Here is a 13,856-nt window from a genome sequence, read left to right as displayed (position 1 = left end):
GACAGGACGAATGAACAGCAAACTCGAACAGCTTAAAACCATGACCACGGTTGTGGCCGACACCGGCGATATCGATGCCATCCGGCATTGGCGCCCGGAAGACGCCACCACCAACCCTTCTCTGTTGCTGAAGGCCGCGGCCTCTGAGGCATATCGGCCCATGCTGGAAAAGGCCGTGGCCCATGCTGCACAACATGGTGGCTCGGATGCCGAACAGCTGACGGTCGCAACCGACATGTTGGCAGTGCTGGCTGGCAAGGAAATTCTCGGGCTGATTCCGGGCGTGGTCTCCACCGAGGTAGATGCCCGGTTGTCCTTCGACACCTCTGCCACTCTGGAACGTGCCCGCCGCCTGGTGGACTTTTACGACCGCCAGGGCGTGGACACTAACCGTGTTTTGATCAAGATCGCCTCCACCTGGGAGGGTATCCGTGCAGCAGAGCAGCTTGAGAAGGAGGGCATCCGCTGCAACCTGACGCTGCTCTTTTCTTTTGTGCAGGCAGTGGCGTGCGCCCAGGCCGGCGCCCATCTGATTTCACCGTTCGTTGGCCGTATCCTCGACTGGCACCTGGCCAGCTCCGGGCGCGACAGCTATCCGGCCGAGGAAGATCCTGGCGTACTTTCGGTTTCACGCATCTACAATTACTACAAGGCCAATGGCTTCAACACGGTGGTAATGGGTGCCAGCTTCCGCAACACCGGCGAAATCGAAATGCTGGCCGGCTGCGACCGGCTCACCATCAGTCCGGCACTGCTGCAGGAGTTGAAGGATGATCAGGGCACTCTGGCCAGGAAACTCAACCCGGAGACGGCCTCCTCGCACGACAAGCCGGGCCAGATTAACGAGAAGCAGTTCCGCTGGGAATCCAACGAAGACGCCATGGCCACCGAAAAGCTGGCTGATGGCATTCGCCGTTTTGCGGCAGACCAGATCGAACTGGAGCACCGGGTTCGCCAGCTCGCGCAGGCGGCCTGACATTTGTTGAAACGAAGTAACTGACCATGATCGAACGCCTGAAGAAACTGTTTTCCGTTGCCGAGTCAGAACCGGTCGAGCCGGATACACATCAACTGGCCGTGGCAGCCACCGCCCTGATGGTGCAACTGTCACGGGTCGATAACCAGGAAGATGAGCGGGAACTGAAGACCATTGTCGACTGTGCGGTGAAGGCTCACCAGATTACCCGGGAAGAGGCTGAGGAAATCCTGCACGATGCCCTCGCCCACGCCGAAGACGCCACATCGTTGTATCAGTTTACCGGGCAGATTAACGATCATCTGGATCAGCAACAGAAGCAGTCCCTGTTGGAGAGTATCTGGCGGGTTGCCTTTGCCGACGGCCGTATCGACAAATACGAGGAACACCTTATTCGCCGCATGGCAGACCTGCTGCATCTTAATCATCGCGAGTTCATGCAGGCCCGGCACCGGGCGGAAGAATCCGCATCCTGATTCAAGGAGATTCCATGTTAGCCATTCTTCACCCCAACACCGCGCTCGATAGTGAAGCCTATCGCCAGACCATGGAATACCTGGAAAACCTTCCGGGCGTCAGCATCCGGGTACACGAAATTCAGGGTGCCAGCCAGCGACTGACCGAAATCTACCTGCTGGGCGACACCAAATCCCTGGAAAAAGCAGAAATTGAAGCCCTGCCGGCGGTGGAACGCGCCATCCGGATTTCCGAGGATTACCGGATTCTTGGGCGCCACAAGGATGACCAACGCCAGAGTGGGTTTACTTATAACGGCGTGGAGTTCAGCCAGAACAACCTGAACATTTTCGCCGGCCTTTGCGCGGTGGACGTACCCGAGCATGTGGAAATGATGCTGCAGGCGCTGGAAGACAACGGTGAGGTATGTACCCGAATGGGTGCCTACAAGCCGCGCACCAACCCTTACTCCTTCCAGGGCCACGGCAAGGGCTGCCTGCCCTGGGTGTTCGAGAAAGCAGGCAAGCATGGCATCAAGGTGATTGCCATGGAAATCACCCATGAAAGCCATATCGAGGAAATCGACACCTGCCTGGAAAAACTCGGCCGGCCAACCGGCGTGATGTTGCAGGTAGGCACCCGCAACACCCAGAACTTCGAGCTGCTCAAGGCCATTGGCCGGCAGAGCACCTACCCGGTGCTCCTGAAGCGTGGTTTCGGTATCACCCTGAACGAATCCCTGAATGCAGCCGAGTATCTGGCCAGCGAGGGCAACGCCAACGTCATTTTCTGTTTACGCGGTATGAAAACCGAGGCCGGCCTGCCCCACCGCAATATGGTGGACTTTGCCCATGTGCCTGCGGTCAAACGCCTGACCCGCATGCCGGTGTGTGTGGATCCGTCCCACTCCGTGGGCAGCCGGGACCAGTCACCGGATGGTATTCTTGATGTGATGCACGCAACCGCACAGGGCGTCGTTGCCGGTGCAAACATGGTGCTGGTGGACTTCCACCCGAAACCGGAGAAAGCTCTGGTAGACGGCCCTCAGGCGCTTCTGATGAACGAATTACCGGCCTACCTGGAAGATATTCGCCTGTGCCACGAGACCTGGAAGAAACGCCAGGCCATCTACCAACGCCTCAGGGAAACTACAGCAGAATGATCGTTTATGGTCACCGTGGAGCCAAAGGAGAGGCTCCAGAAAACACCATGCCTGGCTTCATCCATGCCCACCGGCATGGTATCCGGCATTTTGAGCTGGATCTGGTGCTGTCTAAAGACGGCATTCCTGTGCTGGTGCACGATCTGACCGTGGACCGCACCACCGGCCAGAAAGGCAGTGTCGGCAAGTATACCGCCGCCGAACTGGCCGAGATGGATGCGCGCCGCAATACCAGCTCATGGTCCCGGAAAACCGGTATTCCCTCGCTGGAGAATCTGCTCGATCAGTTTGATGACATTGAGCACCTTCAACTGGAAGTGAAAAAGGATGCACGGCACAGGCTGAACATCCTGTGCAATCGCCTGACAGAGATCATCCAGCGCCGGGATTTGTACCAGACGGCCGCCATCACTTCGTCCGATCCCTGGTTTCTGCGAGAAATCCGGCGTCGCGACAAAAACATACGCATCGGCCTGGTAGCCGAGCGCAAGTTTCCCAAGCCACTGAACCTGGCCACCCGGCTGGGCTGCGAATATTTCTGTGTGAACTGGAAAATACTGACCAAAGGCATGGTCGAGACAGCACATCGGCGGAACATGCATGTCTCTACCTGGACGGTTAACCGTATCCACGACATGCTGCTTCTGGAAGAGATGGGGGTCGACAGTATTATCACCGATTACCCCACCAGCACTCGTATGTTTTTCGACAACCGGGCCAAGGCGGTGTTGAACCTGCCGATACGGGAAACCTCACCAGAGCCCGCCTGAAGCAGGGCTCTGGTGGGCAACGGTCTGATCAGAAGATCCGGTTCAGGCCGTTCAGGGCAGCTACCCGATAGGCTTCCGCCATGGTCGGGTAGTTGAAGGTGGTGTTGATAAAGTAGTTCAGGGAATTGGCCTCCCCTTCCTGGTTCATGATGGCCTGGCCGATGTGAACAATCTCGGCGGCCTGGTCACCAAAGCAGTGTATCCCCAGAATTTCCCGGGTCTCCCGGTGGAACAGAATCTTCAGCATGCCCACGGCTTCGCCGGTAATCTGCGCCCTCGCCAGATCCTTGAAGAACGCCTGGCCGACATCGTATGGCACTTTGGCTTCGGTCAGTTCGCGCTCGGTTTTACCAACAGAGCTGATTTCCGGAATGGTATAAATGCCGGTAGGCACGTCGTCCACAAAGCGGAAATACTCGTCCTGGGTAATGTCAGACGAGGCCGCCCGCCCCTGGTCGTAGGCGGCACTGGCCAGGCTTGGCCAGCCAATCACATCGCCGGCAGCATAGATATGCTCGACTTCCGTGCGGTAATGCTCGTCTACCGCCAGCTGGCCCCGGCTGTTCGGTGTCAGGCCCACGTTCTCAAGCCCCAGATTCTCGGTATTGCCGCTACGGCCATTACACCACAGGAAGGCATCGGCCCGAATCTTCTTGCCGGATTGCAGTGACAGTACAACGCCGTGATCGTCACCTTTCACGGATTCATACTGCTCATTGTGGCGAACCAATACACCGTTGTTACGCAGGTGGTAACTCAGGGCATCGGAAATTTCATCATCCAGGAACGACAGCAAGCGACTGCCCGGGTTGATCAGGTCTACCTTCACACCCAGTCCAGCAAAGATAGAGGCGTATTCCGACCCAATGACACCGGCACCGTAGATAATCAGGGTACGCGGGGTGTGGGACAGATTCAGAATGGAGTCTGAGTTGTAGATCCGATGATGACGGAAGTCGACATCGGGCGGCAGGTACGGGCGGGAACCGGTGGCAATGATGGCCTGTTTGAAATGGATGGTTTCCACAGACTTGTTGCCACGGATTTCCAACCGGTGCTTGTCGACAAATGCGGCACGGCCGTTGATAAGGTCTACCCGGTTACGGGAATAGAACTGAGTGCGCAGCTTCACCTGTTTGCCAATCACCTTCTGGGCGTTCTGCAATACCCGCGGAAAAGAGAACCAGCGCGGTTCACCAATGTCCCGGAACATCTGGTTGGTGTTGAAGGTGATGATCTGCTTGACCGAGTGACGCAGTGCCTTGGACGGAATGGTGCCCCAGTGGGTGCAGTTACCGCCAACCGTAGGCTTGTCTTCAATGATGGCGACGCGCCTGTTGTGCTTCGCCGCATTCATTGCCGCCCCTTCTCCCGAAGGACCGGCGCCAATAACCACCACGTCGTAATGATGCTCTGCCATGCGCGCACTGACTCCTTATCTACACTCTGAAAGCGTAGCTATAGTTATTAATGTATTGTTGGCCGGGAGCGGTTATTTTTCGGCCTTGGTGGCATCGTATGCCAGGTCTTCCGCTTTTACTGGCTCATCCGAGCCGCTCCGGCTCTCTTCGCATTTCTGGGTATTGCCCCCGCAAATCTCACAGGAAGTACTGATTCCCAGAGCGCCAATACCACCGCAGGTTCCGCTGATCGGCTTTCGACCAAAAATCACACCGATCGACATACCGGCAATCAGCAGCACCACAATAAACAACACCAAAAGAAAGGTACCCATTACTGCCCTCCTTTACTGGACAAGGTAAGACGAGAACGCCGGTGTTTGATGGGTTTCAAAGCCGTTGTCTCCCCTCACAATAAAAAATGCGGGAATGTTTTCACGGGTTGCCAGGCCCATCGCCTTGTCAAAACCCATCACATTAAAGCCGGTTGCCAAGGCATCTGCCGTCATACAGTCTTCTGCAATAACCGTAACCGATGCCAGTCGATGACCAATCGGCTTTCCCGTCTCAGGGTCTATTGTATGGGAGTACCGCTGGCCGTTCGATTCGTAATAGTTACGATAATCGCCGGACGTCGCCATGGCCTGAGCATCCAGCGCCACCACACTATTTACTGCCCGGCCCTGCTCTATCGGTTGCTCAATAGCCAGACGCCAGGCGGTACCGTCCGGCTTGCGTCCATTGGTACGCACTTCGCCGCCCACTTCCACAAGGTAAGCGCCAACACCTTCACTGTCGAGGTAACGGGCCACCGCATCCACGCCATAGCCCTTGGCAATACCCGACAGATCAATGTACTGGGGCTTCTCGCTGCGAATGGCACTGGCCAATTCATCGAACTCCAGGTGCTCCCAACCGGTGCCACCAAGTACGGTGTTCAGTTCATCGTCGGAGGGTATCTGTTCAGGCCGCGCCTTGGGCCCAAACCCCCAGAGATTCACTACCGGGCCAATGGTCACGTCGAACGCCCCACCCGTCAGTTCAGCAATCTCGACTGACCGCCGGATAACCTCGAACAATGCCGGCGAAAGCTCAATCCACTCCGACTGGTCCCGCAGACTGTTCAGTTGAGACAGCTCGGAATCCGGCTTCCAGGTCGACATGGCATTGTCCACCTGATCCAGCGTGCTCTCGATGCCCTTGGCCAGAGTCTGAAGCCGTTGCTCATCTTCTGGCAATACGACGTTAATGTGATAGGTCGTCCCGAAAATCCCGCCAGAGATCTCCCAGACTTTTTCTTCTTCCTGAAACGAACAACCCGCCAGGGTGGCCAGAGCCAGCGCCATAAAGACGCTGACCACGGCTACCCTGGCGGGTCGAAACATGCGGGATGTCATGCGGTCTGATTAACCTCCGAAGTCATCCAGCATGATGTTCTCGTCTTCTACACCAAGATCTTTCAACATCTTGATCACAGACGCGTTCATGATTGGGGGTCCACACATGTAGAACTCACAGTCTTCCGGAGCCGGATGGTCCTTCAGATAGTTTTCGTACAACACGTTGTGGATAAAGCCCGTAGGGCCGTTCCAGTCATCGGTTGGCAGGGGGTCTGAAAGCGCCACGTGCCACTCGAAGTTGTCGTTCTCTGCAGCCAGACCGTCGAAGTCTTCCACGTAGAACATTTCGCGTACGCTACGCGCACCGTACCAGAAGCTGATCTTGCGCTTGGAGTTCAGGCGCTTGAGCTGGTCGAAGATGTGGGAGCGCATGGGCGCCATACCGGCACCACCACCGATAAACACCATTTCCGCATCGGTATCCTTGGCGAAGAACTCACCAAACGGTCCCATGACGGTGACCTTGTCACCCGGCTTCAGGTTGAACACGTAAGTGGACATGATACCTGGCGGATGATCAGTTCCAGGAGGCGGCGTAGCGATACGGATGTTGAACTTGAGAAGACCTTTTTCTTCCGGGTAGTTCGCCATGGAATAGGCCCGGATGGTTTCTTCCTTGTTCACGCCCTTGTAGCGCCAGATATCGTGCTTGTCCCAGTCCTCGTGGAACTCTTCCTCGATGTCGAAATCCTTGAAGTTGATTTCGTACGGAGGGCATTCCAGCTGCACGTAACCGCCGGCGCGGAAGTCTACTTCCTCGCCTTCCGGCAGTTTCAGTACCAGTTCCTTGATGAAGGTGGCCACGTTGTGGTTGGAGATAACCTCACATTCCCACTTCTTCACACCGAAGAACTCTTCAGGCACTTCGATCTTCATGTCCTGCTTCACAGGAACCTGGCAGGACAGACGCCAGCCTTCTTTTTCTTCGCGGTTGGTGAAGTGGGTCTTTTCCGTGGGCAGCATGGCGCCACCGCCGTCCAGAACCTTGCACTTGCACTGGGCACAGGTACCGCCACCGCCACAGGCAGAGGACAGGTAGATGCCGCTGTTGGCCAGAGTACCCAGCAGCTTACCGCCCGCGGCGGTCTTGAGCGTGTGCTCGGGGTCGTCGTTGATCTCAATGGTCACGTCACCGGTGCTTACCAGCTTGGAGCGGGCTGCGAGGATAACCGCAACCAGCGCCAGAACGATAACGGTGAACATGACCACGCCGAGAATAATTTCTGTATTCATGGTCTCGCCTTTTCGTTAAACCGAATCACCGGGTGAATTACAGGGAGATGCCTGAGAACGACATGAAACCCAGTGACATCAGACCAACGGTAATGAAGGTGATGCCAAGGCCACGCAGTCCGTTCGGAACATCGCTGTACTTGAGCTTTTCACGGATACCCGCCAGAGCAATGATGGCAAGAGCCCAGCCAACGCCAGCGCCGAAGCCATACACCAAACTCTCGCCAAAGGTGTAGTCACGCTCAACCATGAACAGTGACGCCCCAAGGATGGCGCAGTTAACCGTAATCAGCGGCAGGAACACACCCAGCGCCGCGTACAGGGCCGGAATGTATTTATCCAGCACCATTTCCATGATCTGTACGATCGCGGCGATTACCCCGATATACGTCAGCAATCCGAGAAAGCTCAGGTCTACGTTCGGCAGGCCAGCCCAATCCAGGGCGCCTTCGCGCAGAACGCTGTTGTACAGAAGGTTGTTCACCGGAACGGTGACCGTCAGCACGACCACCACGGCAATGCCAAGACCGGTTGCGGCCTCGATCTTCTTGGAGATGGCCAGGAAGGTACACATCCCCAGGAAGAAGGCCAGCGCCATGTTTTCAACAAAAACAGCCTTCAGAATCAAGCTGATATAATGCTCCATCAGAAGGCCTCCTTGGCGACATGGCGAGACATTTTATAGTCCGGCTCTTCAACCTGCTCCGGCTTCCAGGTCCGCAGACCCCAGATCGCCAGGCCGATAATAAAGAACGCACTCGGCGGCAGCAGCAACAAGCCGTTAGGAATGTACCAGCCACCTTCGTTCACCACCGGCATCAGGGAGACACCGAACAGTGAGCCGGCGCCCAGCAATTCACGGAAGAAGGCAACGAAGATCAGGAGTACCGAGTAGCCCAGACCGTTACCAACGCCGTCCAGGAAGCTCAGCCAGGGGCCGTTCTTCATGGCAAAGCCTTCCGCGCGGCCCATAACGATGCAGTTGGTGATAATCAGACCAACGAACACTGAGAGCTGCTTGGAAATCTCGTAGGCATAGGCCTTGAGCACCTGGTCAACCACGATTACCAGGGAGGCGATAATGGTCATCTGCACGATGATCCGGATACTGCCCGGAATCTGGGTGCGTACCAGGGACACGGCCAGGTTGGAAAATGCGGTAACGGCAATAACCGCCGCGCACATAACAAGTGTAACGTTCATGCTGGTGGTAACCGCCAGCGCTGAACAGATGCCCAGGATCTGCAGGGCAATCGGGTTATTGCTGAAGATCGGTTCGAAGAGAACCTGTTTGGCTGATGCATCTGCCATGATCAGATCTCCCCTTCACGAAGTTTTTGCAGGAACGGCGCGTATCCGCGGTCGCCCATCCAGTAGTTAACCAGTTGCTCAACGCCGCGACTGGTCAACGTTGCCCCGGACAGAGCATCCACTTTATGCTGCCTTTTTTTTGCATCAACGTTTACGCCACCTTTAACCAGTTTGATCTGCGGTTCAGTGCGATCACCATCATAAACTTTCTTCCCCACCCACTGCGACTTCCAGCGTGGATTGTCTACCTCCCCACCGAGGCCCGGAGTTTCGGCGTGGGAGTAAAAGCCAAGCCCTTCAATGGTGTTCAAATCACCTTCCAGCGAAATGAAGCCATACAATGTAGACCAGAGGCCATAACCATGAATTGGCAGTACCACACGCACTAGCTCTCCGTTCTCGCTCAGCGTATACACCCTGGCAACATTCGGCCGGCGCTTGATGCCAGCCTTGTCTTCCGAGGAAGGAATATCCGTAGACAACTGAGGGTCCGAGGCAGCCTTGTACATATCATATTTCATGGGCTCAGCAACACCAACGGCGGAAGGCTTTACAAATTTACCAGTATCCAAATCCACCAGGCGAACATCGAAACTCTCGAATTTCTGCAAAATCTGCTCTGCAGTATCGCCTTGATCCAGCATACCTGCGGCAGAGAGAATGTTCGTTGTCATATCAAGATGCTGATTCTTGACCTGGGCAGGTCTGAGCATGACCGCCGCGGTGGATACCACGACAGAGAACACGATACTCAGCACCAGCGCAACGATCAGCGTGCGGGAGACGGTTTCTTTAGCTTTAGCCACGAGCAAGCCTCCGTTTGATGTTGGCCTGAACCACGTAATGGTCCATCAATGGCGCGAACAGGTTTGCGAACAGGATGGCAAGCATGATGCCTTCCGGGAACGCCGGATTGATCACGCGGATCAGCACAGTCATCACGCCTACCAGAATACCGAAACACCAGCGACCCGTGTCAGTCATCGCGGCGGACACCGGATCCGTCGCCATGAACATCATGCCAAAGGCAAACCCGCCCATGACCAGATGCCAATGCGCCGGAACCGCGAACATCGGATTGGTCTCGGAACCTATGATGTTTAGCAGCAGCGACATGCCGATCATACCGATCAACACACCTCCGACGATGCGATAGGAGGCAATCTTCATCCCCAACAGGATCAGGCCACCAATCAGAATGGCCAGTGTCGAGGTCTCACCCATCGAGCCCTGAATGGTGCCCATGAAGGCGCTCATCCAGCCAATTTGAGCTTCCAGAGCTTCCAGACCACCACTGGCGGCCCAGCTCAGCGCCGTGGCGCCACTGAAGCCGTCAACCGCAGTCCAGACGGTGTCGCCGGAAATCTGCGCCGGATAGGCGAAGTACAGGAAGGCACGACCGGTCAGGGCCGGGTTCAGGAAGTTTTTGCCGGTACCGCCGAACACTTCCTTACCGATCACCACACCGAAGGTGATACCCAGGGCCACCTGCCACAGCGGGATGGTGGGCGGGCAGATCAGTGCGAACAGTACGGAGGTCACAAAGAAGCCTTCGTTCACTTCGTGCTTACGCACGGTGGCGAACAGGACTTCCCAGAAGCCACCCACAATAAAGGTAACCGCGTAGATGGGCACAAAGTACGCCAGGCCATATACGAAGTTATCCCAAAGGCCGGCTCCGGCTCCGGTTACCGCCAGGGCGGTAATGAAGGCTTCACGCAGGCCGCCGTCGGCAATCTGGGCGCCGGCATTTTCTGCCAGGAAGCTGTTGGCCTGGAAACCGATGTTCCACATACCGAAGAACATGGCCGGGAAGGTACACAGCCACACAGTGATCATGATGCGCTTGAGGTCTACGCCATCACGCACATGGGAGGTGGTCTTGGTTACGCTCGCAGGCGAGTAGAAAATTGTATCAACGGCTTCGTACAGGGCGTACCAGCGCTCGTACTTGCCGCCTTTTTCAAAGTGATGCTCGATTCCATCGAGAAACTGTCGGATTGCCATCGTATTAGCCCTCGATCTCGATTCGGGTCAGGTTCTCGCGGAGAATCGGACCGTATTCATATTTGCCGGGGCACACGAAGGTGCACAGCGCCAGATCTTCTTCGTCCAGCTCCAGGGCACCCAGTTTCTGTGCCATTTCAGTGTCGCCCACAATCAGCGAGCGCAGCAGCTGCGTTGGCAGAATATCCAGAGGCATCACCTGCTCATAGGCACCCACCGGCACCATCGCACGCTCACTTCCATTGGTCGTGGTCGTGAAGTTGAACAGCTTGCCCGGATTGAGCTTGGACAAATAGATGTTCAGCACGGAGAACTTGTTGGGACCCGGCGACAACCAGCCCATGAACTCGCGTTTGCTCTGCTCTTCCAGAACAGTAATCTGGTTGGCGAACCGTCCCAGGTAGGCACAGGGGCCATCACCACGACGGCCACCGAACACGGAACCGGAGATGGCACGGACTTCACAGTCTGTGGCAACTTCCCCGTCCAGAAGTTCCGGCAGGCTGGCACCCAGACGGGTACGGACCAGGCGCGGCTTCACGGCCTTGGGGCCACCAATAGCGACAATGCGCTCGACCGGCACTTCACCGGTTTCGAACAGCTTGGCGATATCGATCACATCCTGGTAGTTGATAGACCAGACAGTCTTGCTGGCCGACACCGGATCCAGGTGATGGATATGGGTACCGACATTGCCTGCCGGATGCACGCCATCAAACTGATGCACTTCAATATTGTCAGCCTTGGGCACGGCAACGTTAGAGCCGGGCTTGCCAGTCACAAACACTTTGCCGTTGGTGAGGCGAGAGATAATAGTCAGGCCCTTTTCAAAAGCCTTGCTATTTTCGCCAATGATAACGGTGGGATCTGCCGCCAGCGGATTGGTGTCCATAACGGATACAAAAATCGAATTCGGCGCAGAATCGATTTCAGGAACCTTGCTGTAGGGGCGCGTACGGAAAGCTGTCCACAGGCCAGACTCTACCAGGTTATCAACCACCTGCTGGCGTTCCAGGCCGGCGAGGTCGGAATCGCTGTAGCGGGCATAGGTTTCCGCATCGTCGCCATCAATTTCGATCACGACAGACTGGAAAACGCGACGCTCACCGCGATTGATTTCTTTCACCACGCCTGCAGCGGGGGAAGTATAACGAACGCCTTCGGTCTTCTTGTCCGTGAACAGCAGCGTACCGCGCTTGACACGGTCTCCCTCTTTCACAGCCATCGTCGGCTTCATGCCGTGATAGTCAAAACCGATGAGCGCCACGTGGCGAACCGGCTTGCCGTCAGTAATGGTCTGTTCGGGAGCGCCGCTGATGGGAAGATCCAGGCCTTTTTTGATCTTGATCATTAGCCTCATCCAATCATCAGAAACTATTCTGTGGATTTGTAACGCCCGGCCCCTGCGGCCCTGGTTTCCTGTCCGGATTGCGCCGAACGGCTGCACCTTGAGGTTCAAATGCCATAGCAGTTGCTGCTGTTTGCCATTTGACGCAGGAAAAGATGAGAAACGGGGTGCCAGACATACCCAAAATCGCGCCAATTATAGAGATTAAGGAAACCTATTTCCACCGGTAACAAAAATGGTTTTGTACGGCCAAAGTAACAAAAAACCCCGGCAGCTGGCGCTACCGGGGCTTTCTGCCAATCAACTGCCGAGACCGGCCTACGACTTTAGTCGCGGGCGCGCTTCGGGAAGATCGGATAGGTTACGCCGGCCATCTGGTTCACACAACGCACAACCTGGGCGCTGTAGCCGAATTCGTTGTCGTACCACACGTACAGGATCAAACGCTTGCCATTGGCGATGGTAGCCTGGGCATCGACGATACCGGCATGACGGGAGCCCACGAAATCGGTGGAAACCACTTCCGGAGAGTTCACAAAGTCGATCTGCTTCTGCAGCTCGGAGTGAAGCGCCATATCGCGCAGATATTCGTTTACCTGCTCGGCATCCACATCGCTTTTCAGGTTCAGATTCAGGATCGCCATGGACACGTTCGGTGTCGGCACCCGGATAGCATTACCGCTCAGCTTGCCTTTCAGCTCCGGCAGTGCTTTGGCAACGGCTTTGGCCGCGCCGGTTTCGGTAATAACCATGTTCAACGGGGCGCTGCGGCCACGACGACTGCCCTTGTGGTAGTTGTCGATCAGGTTCTGGTCGTTGGTGTAGGAGTGAACGGTTTCAACGTGACCATCCTCAATACCGTACTCGTCATTGATGGCCTTCAGTACCGGAGTGATGGCGTTGGTGGTACAGGAAGCAGCAGACAGGATCTTGTCTTCGTCGGTGATCCAGTCGTTGTTGATGCCATAAACGATGTTCTTGATGTCGCCCTTGCCCGGCGCAGTCAGAATCACTCGACTGACACCCTTGGACTTCAGATGCAGGCCCAGGCCCGCTTCATCGCGCCACTTACCGGTATTGTCGACCACGATGGCGTTGTTGATGCCGTACTCGGTGTAGTCCACCTTGTCCGGACCATCGGAGTAGATCACCTTGATAAAGTTGCCGTTGGCGATCAGCGCAGAGTTCTCGGCATCGACCGTGATGGTGCCATCGAAAGGACCATGCACGGAGTCACGACGCAGCAGGCTGGCACGCTTTTCCAGATCGTTGTCAGCACCACCCTGGCGGACAACGATCGCACGCAGGCGCAGGTTGTTGCCGCCACCGGCCTTTTCAACCAGGATCCGCGCCAGCAGTCGGCCGATCCGGCCAAAGCCGTAAAGCACCACATCCTTCGTTTCTTCCTTGGCATCCTTGGCCGCCTCTTCGGCGTACTTGCCAACCACCGGGCCGATTTCCTTTTTCAGGAACTCGGTGAGGTCACCGCCCTCTGCCTTGAATTTGACCGCCAGCTTGCCAATATCCACGTGAGCGCGGCCAAGCTCCAGCTTGTCCATCGCCTCGAGAATGGGCAGCGTATCGTGAACAGACAGCTCGCTGTCCTCAACCTGACGCACAAAACGATGGGCGCGGATGATATCGATAACAGACTGGTTGATGATCGCACGGCCGTATACGGACGTAACAACGTTGTTTTTACGGTACAGGCGGCCGATCAACGGGATCATCGCTTCTGCGGTAGACTCCCGGTCAGTCCAGTTGGACAGGTGCTGGTTGATCTGTTCGTGACT

The 13,856-nt window shown here is 56.2% G+C and carries 14 protein-coding genes; 4 read left to right on the top strand and 10 right to left on the bottom strand.

Going from position 1 to position 13,856, the window contains the following annotated elements; all coding sequences use genetic code 11:
* Nucleotides 1-10 precede the first annotated feature (10 nt).
* From tal to OZ656_RS08175, 4 genes are read left to right on the top strand one after another with little or no spacing between them, the layout of a single operon-like run.
* On the top strand, nt 11-976 hold the full coding sequence (tal, locus tag OZ656_RS08190) for a transaldolase (protein ID WP_206851475.1): 966 nt from the start codon (nt 11-13) through the stop codon (nt 974-976).
* A 26-nt stretch (nt 977-1,002) separates the two neighbouring features.
* Nucleotides 1,003-1,452, top strand: coding sequence for a TerB family tellurite resistance protein (locus OZ656_RS08185; protein WP_011785394.1), 450 nt, complete (start codon nt 1,003-1,005; stop codon nt 1,450-1,452).
* A 14-nt stretch (nt 1,453-1,466) separates the two neighbouring features.
* On the top strand, nt 1,467-2,594 hold the full coding sequence (locus tag OZ656_RS08180) for a 3-deoxy-7-phosphoheptulonate synthase (RefSeq protein ID WP_278351335.1): 1,128 nt from the start codon (nt 1,467-1,469) through the stop codon (nt 2,592-2,594).
* Nucleotides 2,591-3,364 (top strand): glycerophosphodiester phosphodiesterase, encoded by a 774-nt coding sequence (locus OZ656_RS08175; protein WP_011785396.1) that lies wholly within the window; start codon nt 2,591-2,593, stop codon nt 3,362-3,364. The genes OZ656_RS08180 and OZ656_RS08175 overlap by 4 nt, the downstream gene beginning before the upstream one ends.
* A gap of 28 nt (nt 3,365-3,392) precedes the next feature.
* On the opposite strand, the gene sthA is transcribed toward OZ656_RS08175, so the two are convergent.
* The 10 genes from sthA to OZ656_RS08125 form a co-directional block, all read right to left on the bottom strand.
* Complete coding sequence (gene sthA, locus OZ656_RS08170; protein ID WP_011785397.1) at nt 3,393-4,784, bottom strand: Si-specific NAD(P)(+) transhydrogenase; 1,392 nt, start codon at nt 4,782-4,784, stop codon at nt 3,393-3,395.
* 72 nt (nt 4,785-4,856) lie between these two features.
* Nucleotides 4,857-5,099 (bottom strand): (Na+)-NQR maturation NqrM, encoded by a 243-nt coding sequence (gene nqrM, locus OZ656_RS08165; RefSeq protein ID WP_014421086.1) that lies wholly within the window; start codon nt 5,097-5,099, stop codon nt 4,857-4,859.
* Between the two features lie 12 nt (nt 5,100-5,111).
* Complete coding sequence (locus OZ656_RS08160) at nt 5,112-6,161, bottom strand: FAD:protein FMN transferase (protein ID WP_011785399.1); 1,050 nt, start codon at nt 6,159-6,161, stop codon at nt 5,112-5,114.
* 9 nt (nt 6,162-6,170) lie between these two features.
* A complete protein-coding gene (gene nqrF / locus OZ656_RS08155) occupies nt 6,171-7,397 on the bottom strand; it encodes an NADH:ubiquinone reductase (Na(+)-transporting) subunit F (protein WP_011785400.1) in 1,227 nt (408 codons plus the stop codon).
* Between the two features lie 37 nt (nt 7,398-7,434).
* Nucleotides 7,435-8,043 carry an NADH:ubiquinone reductase (Na(+)-transporting) subunit E gene (gene nqrE, locus OZ656_RS08150; protein ID WP_153740429.1) on the bottom strand — a complete coding sequence of 203 codons (609 nt, stop codon included), beginning with the start codon at nt 8,041-8,043 and terminating at the stop codon, nt 7,435-7,437.
* Nucleotides 8,043-8,708 (bottom strand): NADH:ubiquinone reductase (Na(+)-transporting) subunit D, encoded by a 666-nt coding sequence (locus tag OZ656_RS08145; RefSeq protein ID WP_008175066.1) that lies wholly within the window; start codon nt 8,706-8,708, stop codon nt 8,043-8,045. Before OZ656_RS08145 ends, nqrE begins: the two co-directional genes overlap by 1 nt.
* 2 nt (nt 8,709-8,710) lie before the next feature.
* A complete protein-coding gene (locus OZ656_RS08140; protein WP_278351334.1) occupies nt 8,711-9,514 on the bottom strand; it encodes a Na(+)-translocating NADH-quinone reductase subunit C in 804 nt (267 codons plus the stop codon).
* Nucleotides 9,507-10,715 (bottom strand): NADH:ubiquinone reductase (Na(+)-transporting) subunit B, encoded by a 1,209-nt coding sequence (locus OZ656_RS08135; RefSeq protein ID WP_153740430.1) that lies wholly within the window; start codon nt 10,713-10,715, stop codon nt 9,507-9,509. Before OZ656_RS08135 ends, OZ656_RS08140 begins: the two co-directional genes overlap by 8 nt.
* A gap of 4 nt (nt 10,716-10,719) precedes the next feature.
* A complete protein-coding gene (locus tag OZ656_RS08130) occupies nt 10,720-12,066 on the bottom strand; it encodes a Na(+)-translocating NADH-quinone reductase subunit A (RefSeq protein ID WP_141067582.1) in 1,347 nt (448 codons plus the stop codon).
* Between the two features lie 323 nt (nt 12,067-12,389).
* Nucleotides 12,390-13,793, bottom strand: a complete 1,404-nt coding sequence (locus tag OZ656_RS08125; RefSeq protein ID WP_370258753.1) for a glyceraldehyde-3-phosphate dehydrogenase — start codon at nt 13,791-13,793, stop codon at nt 12,390-12,392.
* Between the last annotated feature and the right edge of the window lie 63 nt (nt 13,794-13,856).

The sequence above is a fragment of the Marinobacter sp. LM1 genome (assembly GCF_042763285.1).
In the GTDB taxonomy this organism is placed as follows: Bacteria; Pseudomonadota; Gammaproteobacteria; order Pseudomonadales; family Oleiphilaceae; genus Marinobacter; species Marinobacter nauticus.
Note: the sequence above shows the minus strand (reverse complement) of the source record. Positions and strands in the feature narration are given on the sequence as shown.

What these genes read in the sequence shown, in the direction of transcription:
- OZ656_RS08130 (WP_141067582.1), bottom strand. Translation starts at nt 12,066, where the DNA reads ATGATCAAGATCAAAAAAGGCCTGGATCTTCCCATCAGCGGCGCTCCC.
- sthA (WP_011785397.1), bottom strand. Translation starts at nt 4,784, where the DNA reads ATGGCAGAGCATCATTACGACGTGGTGGTTATTGGCGCCGGTCCTTCG.
- OZ656_RS08180 (WP_278351335.1), top strand. Translation starts at nt 1,467, where the DNA reads ATGTTAGCCATTCTTCACCCCAACACCGCGCTCGATAGTGAAGCCTAT.
- tal (WP_206851475.1), top strand. Translation starts at nt 11, where the DNA reads ATGAACAGCAAACTCGAACAGCTTAAAACCATGACCACGGTTGTGGCC.
- OZ656_RS08125 (WP_370258753.1), bottom strand. Translation starts at nt 13,793, where the DNA reads ATGATCCCGTTGATCGGCCGCCTGTACCGTAAAAACAACGTTGTTACG.
- OZ656_RS08135 (WP_153740430.1), bottom strand. Translation starts at nt 10,715, where the DNA reads ATGGCAATCCGACAGTTTCTCGATGGAATCGAGCATCACTTTGAAAAA.
- nqrM (WP_014421086.1), bottom strand. Translation starts at nt 5,099, where the DNA reads ATGGGTACCTTTCTTTTGGTGTTGTTTATTGTGGTGCTGCTGATTGCC.
- OZ656_RS08160 (WP_011785399.1), bottom strand. Translation starts at nt 6,161, where the DNA reads ATGACATCCCGCATGTTTCGACCCGCCAGGGTAGCCGTGGTCAGCGTC.
- OZ656_RS08185 (WP_011785394.1), top strand. Translation starts at nt 1,003, where the DNA reads ATGATCGAACGCCTGAAGAAACTGTTTTCCGTTGCCGAGTCAGAACCG.
- nqrE (WP_153740429.1), bottom strand. Translation starts at nt 8,043, where the DNA reads ATGGAGCATTATATCAGCTTGATTCTGAAGGCTGTTTTTGTTGAAAAC.
- OZ656_RS08145 (WP_008175066.1), bottom strand. Translation starts at nt 8,708, where the DNA reads ATGGCAGATGCATCAGCCAAACAGGTTCTCTTCGAACCGATCTTCAGC.
- nqrF (WP_011785400.1), bottom strand. Translation starts at nt 7,397, where the DNA reads ATGAATACAGAAATTATTCTCGGCGTGGTCATGTTCACCGTTATCGTT.
- OZ656_RS08175 (WP_011785396.1), top strand. Translation starts at nt 2,591, where the DNA reads ATGATCGTTTATGGTCACCGTGGAGCCAAAGGAGAGGCTCCAGAAAAC.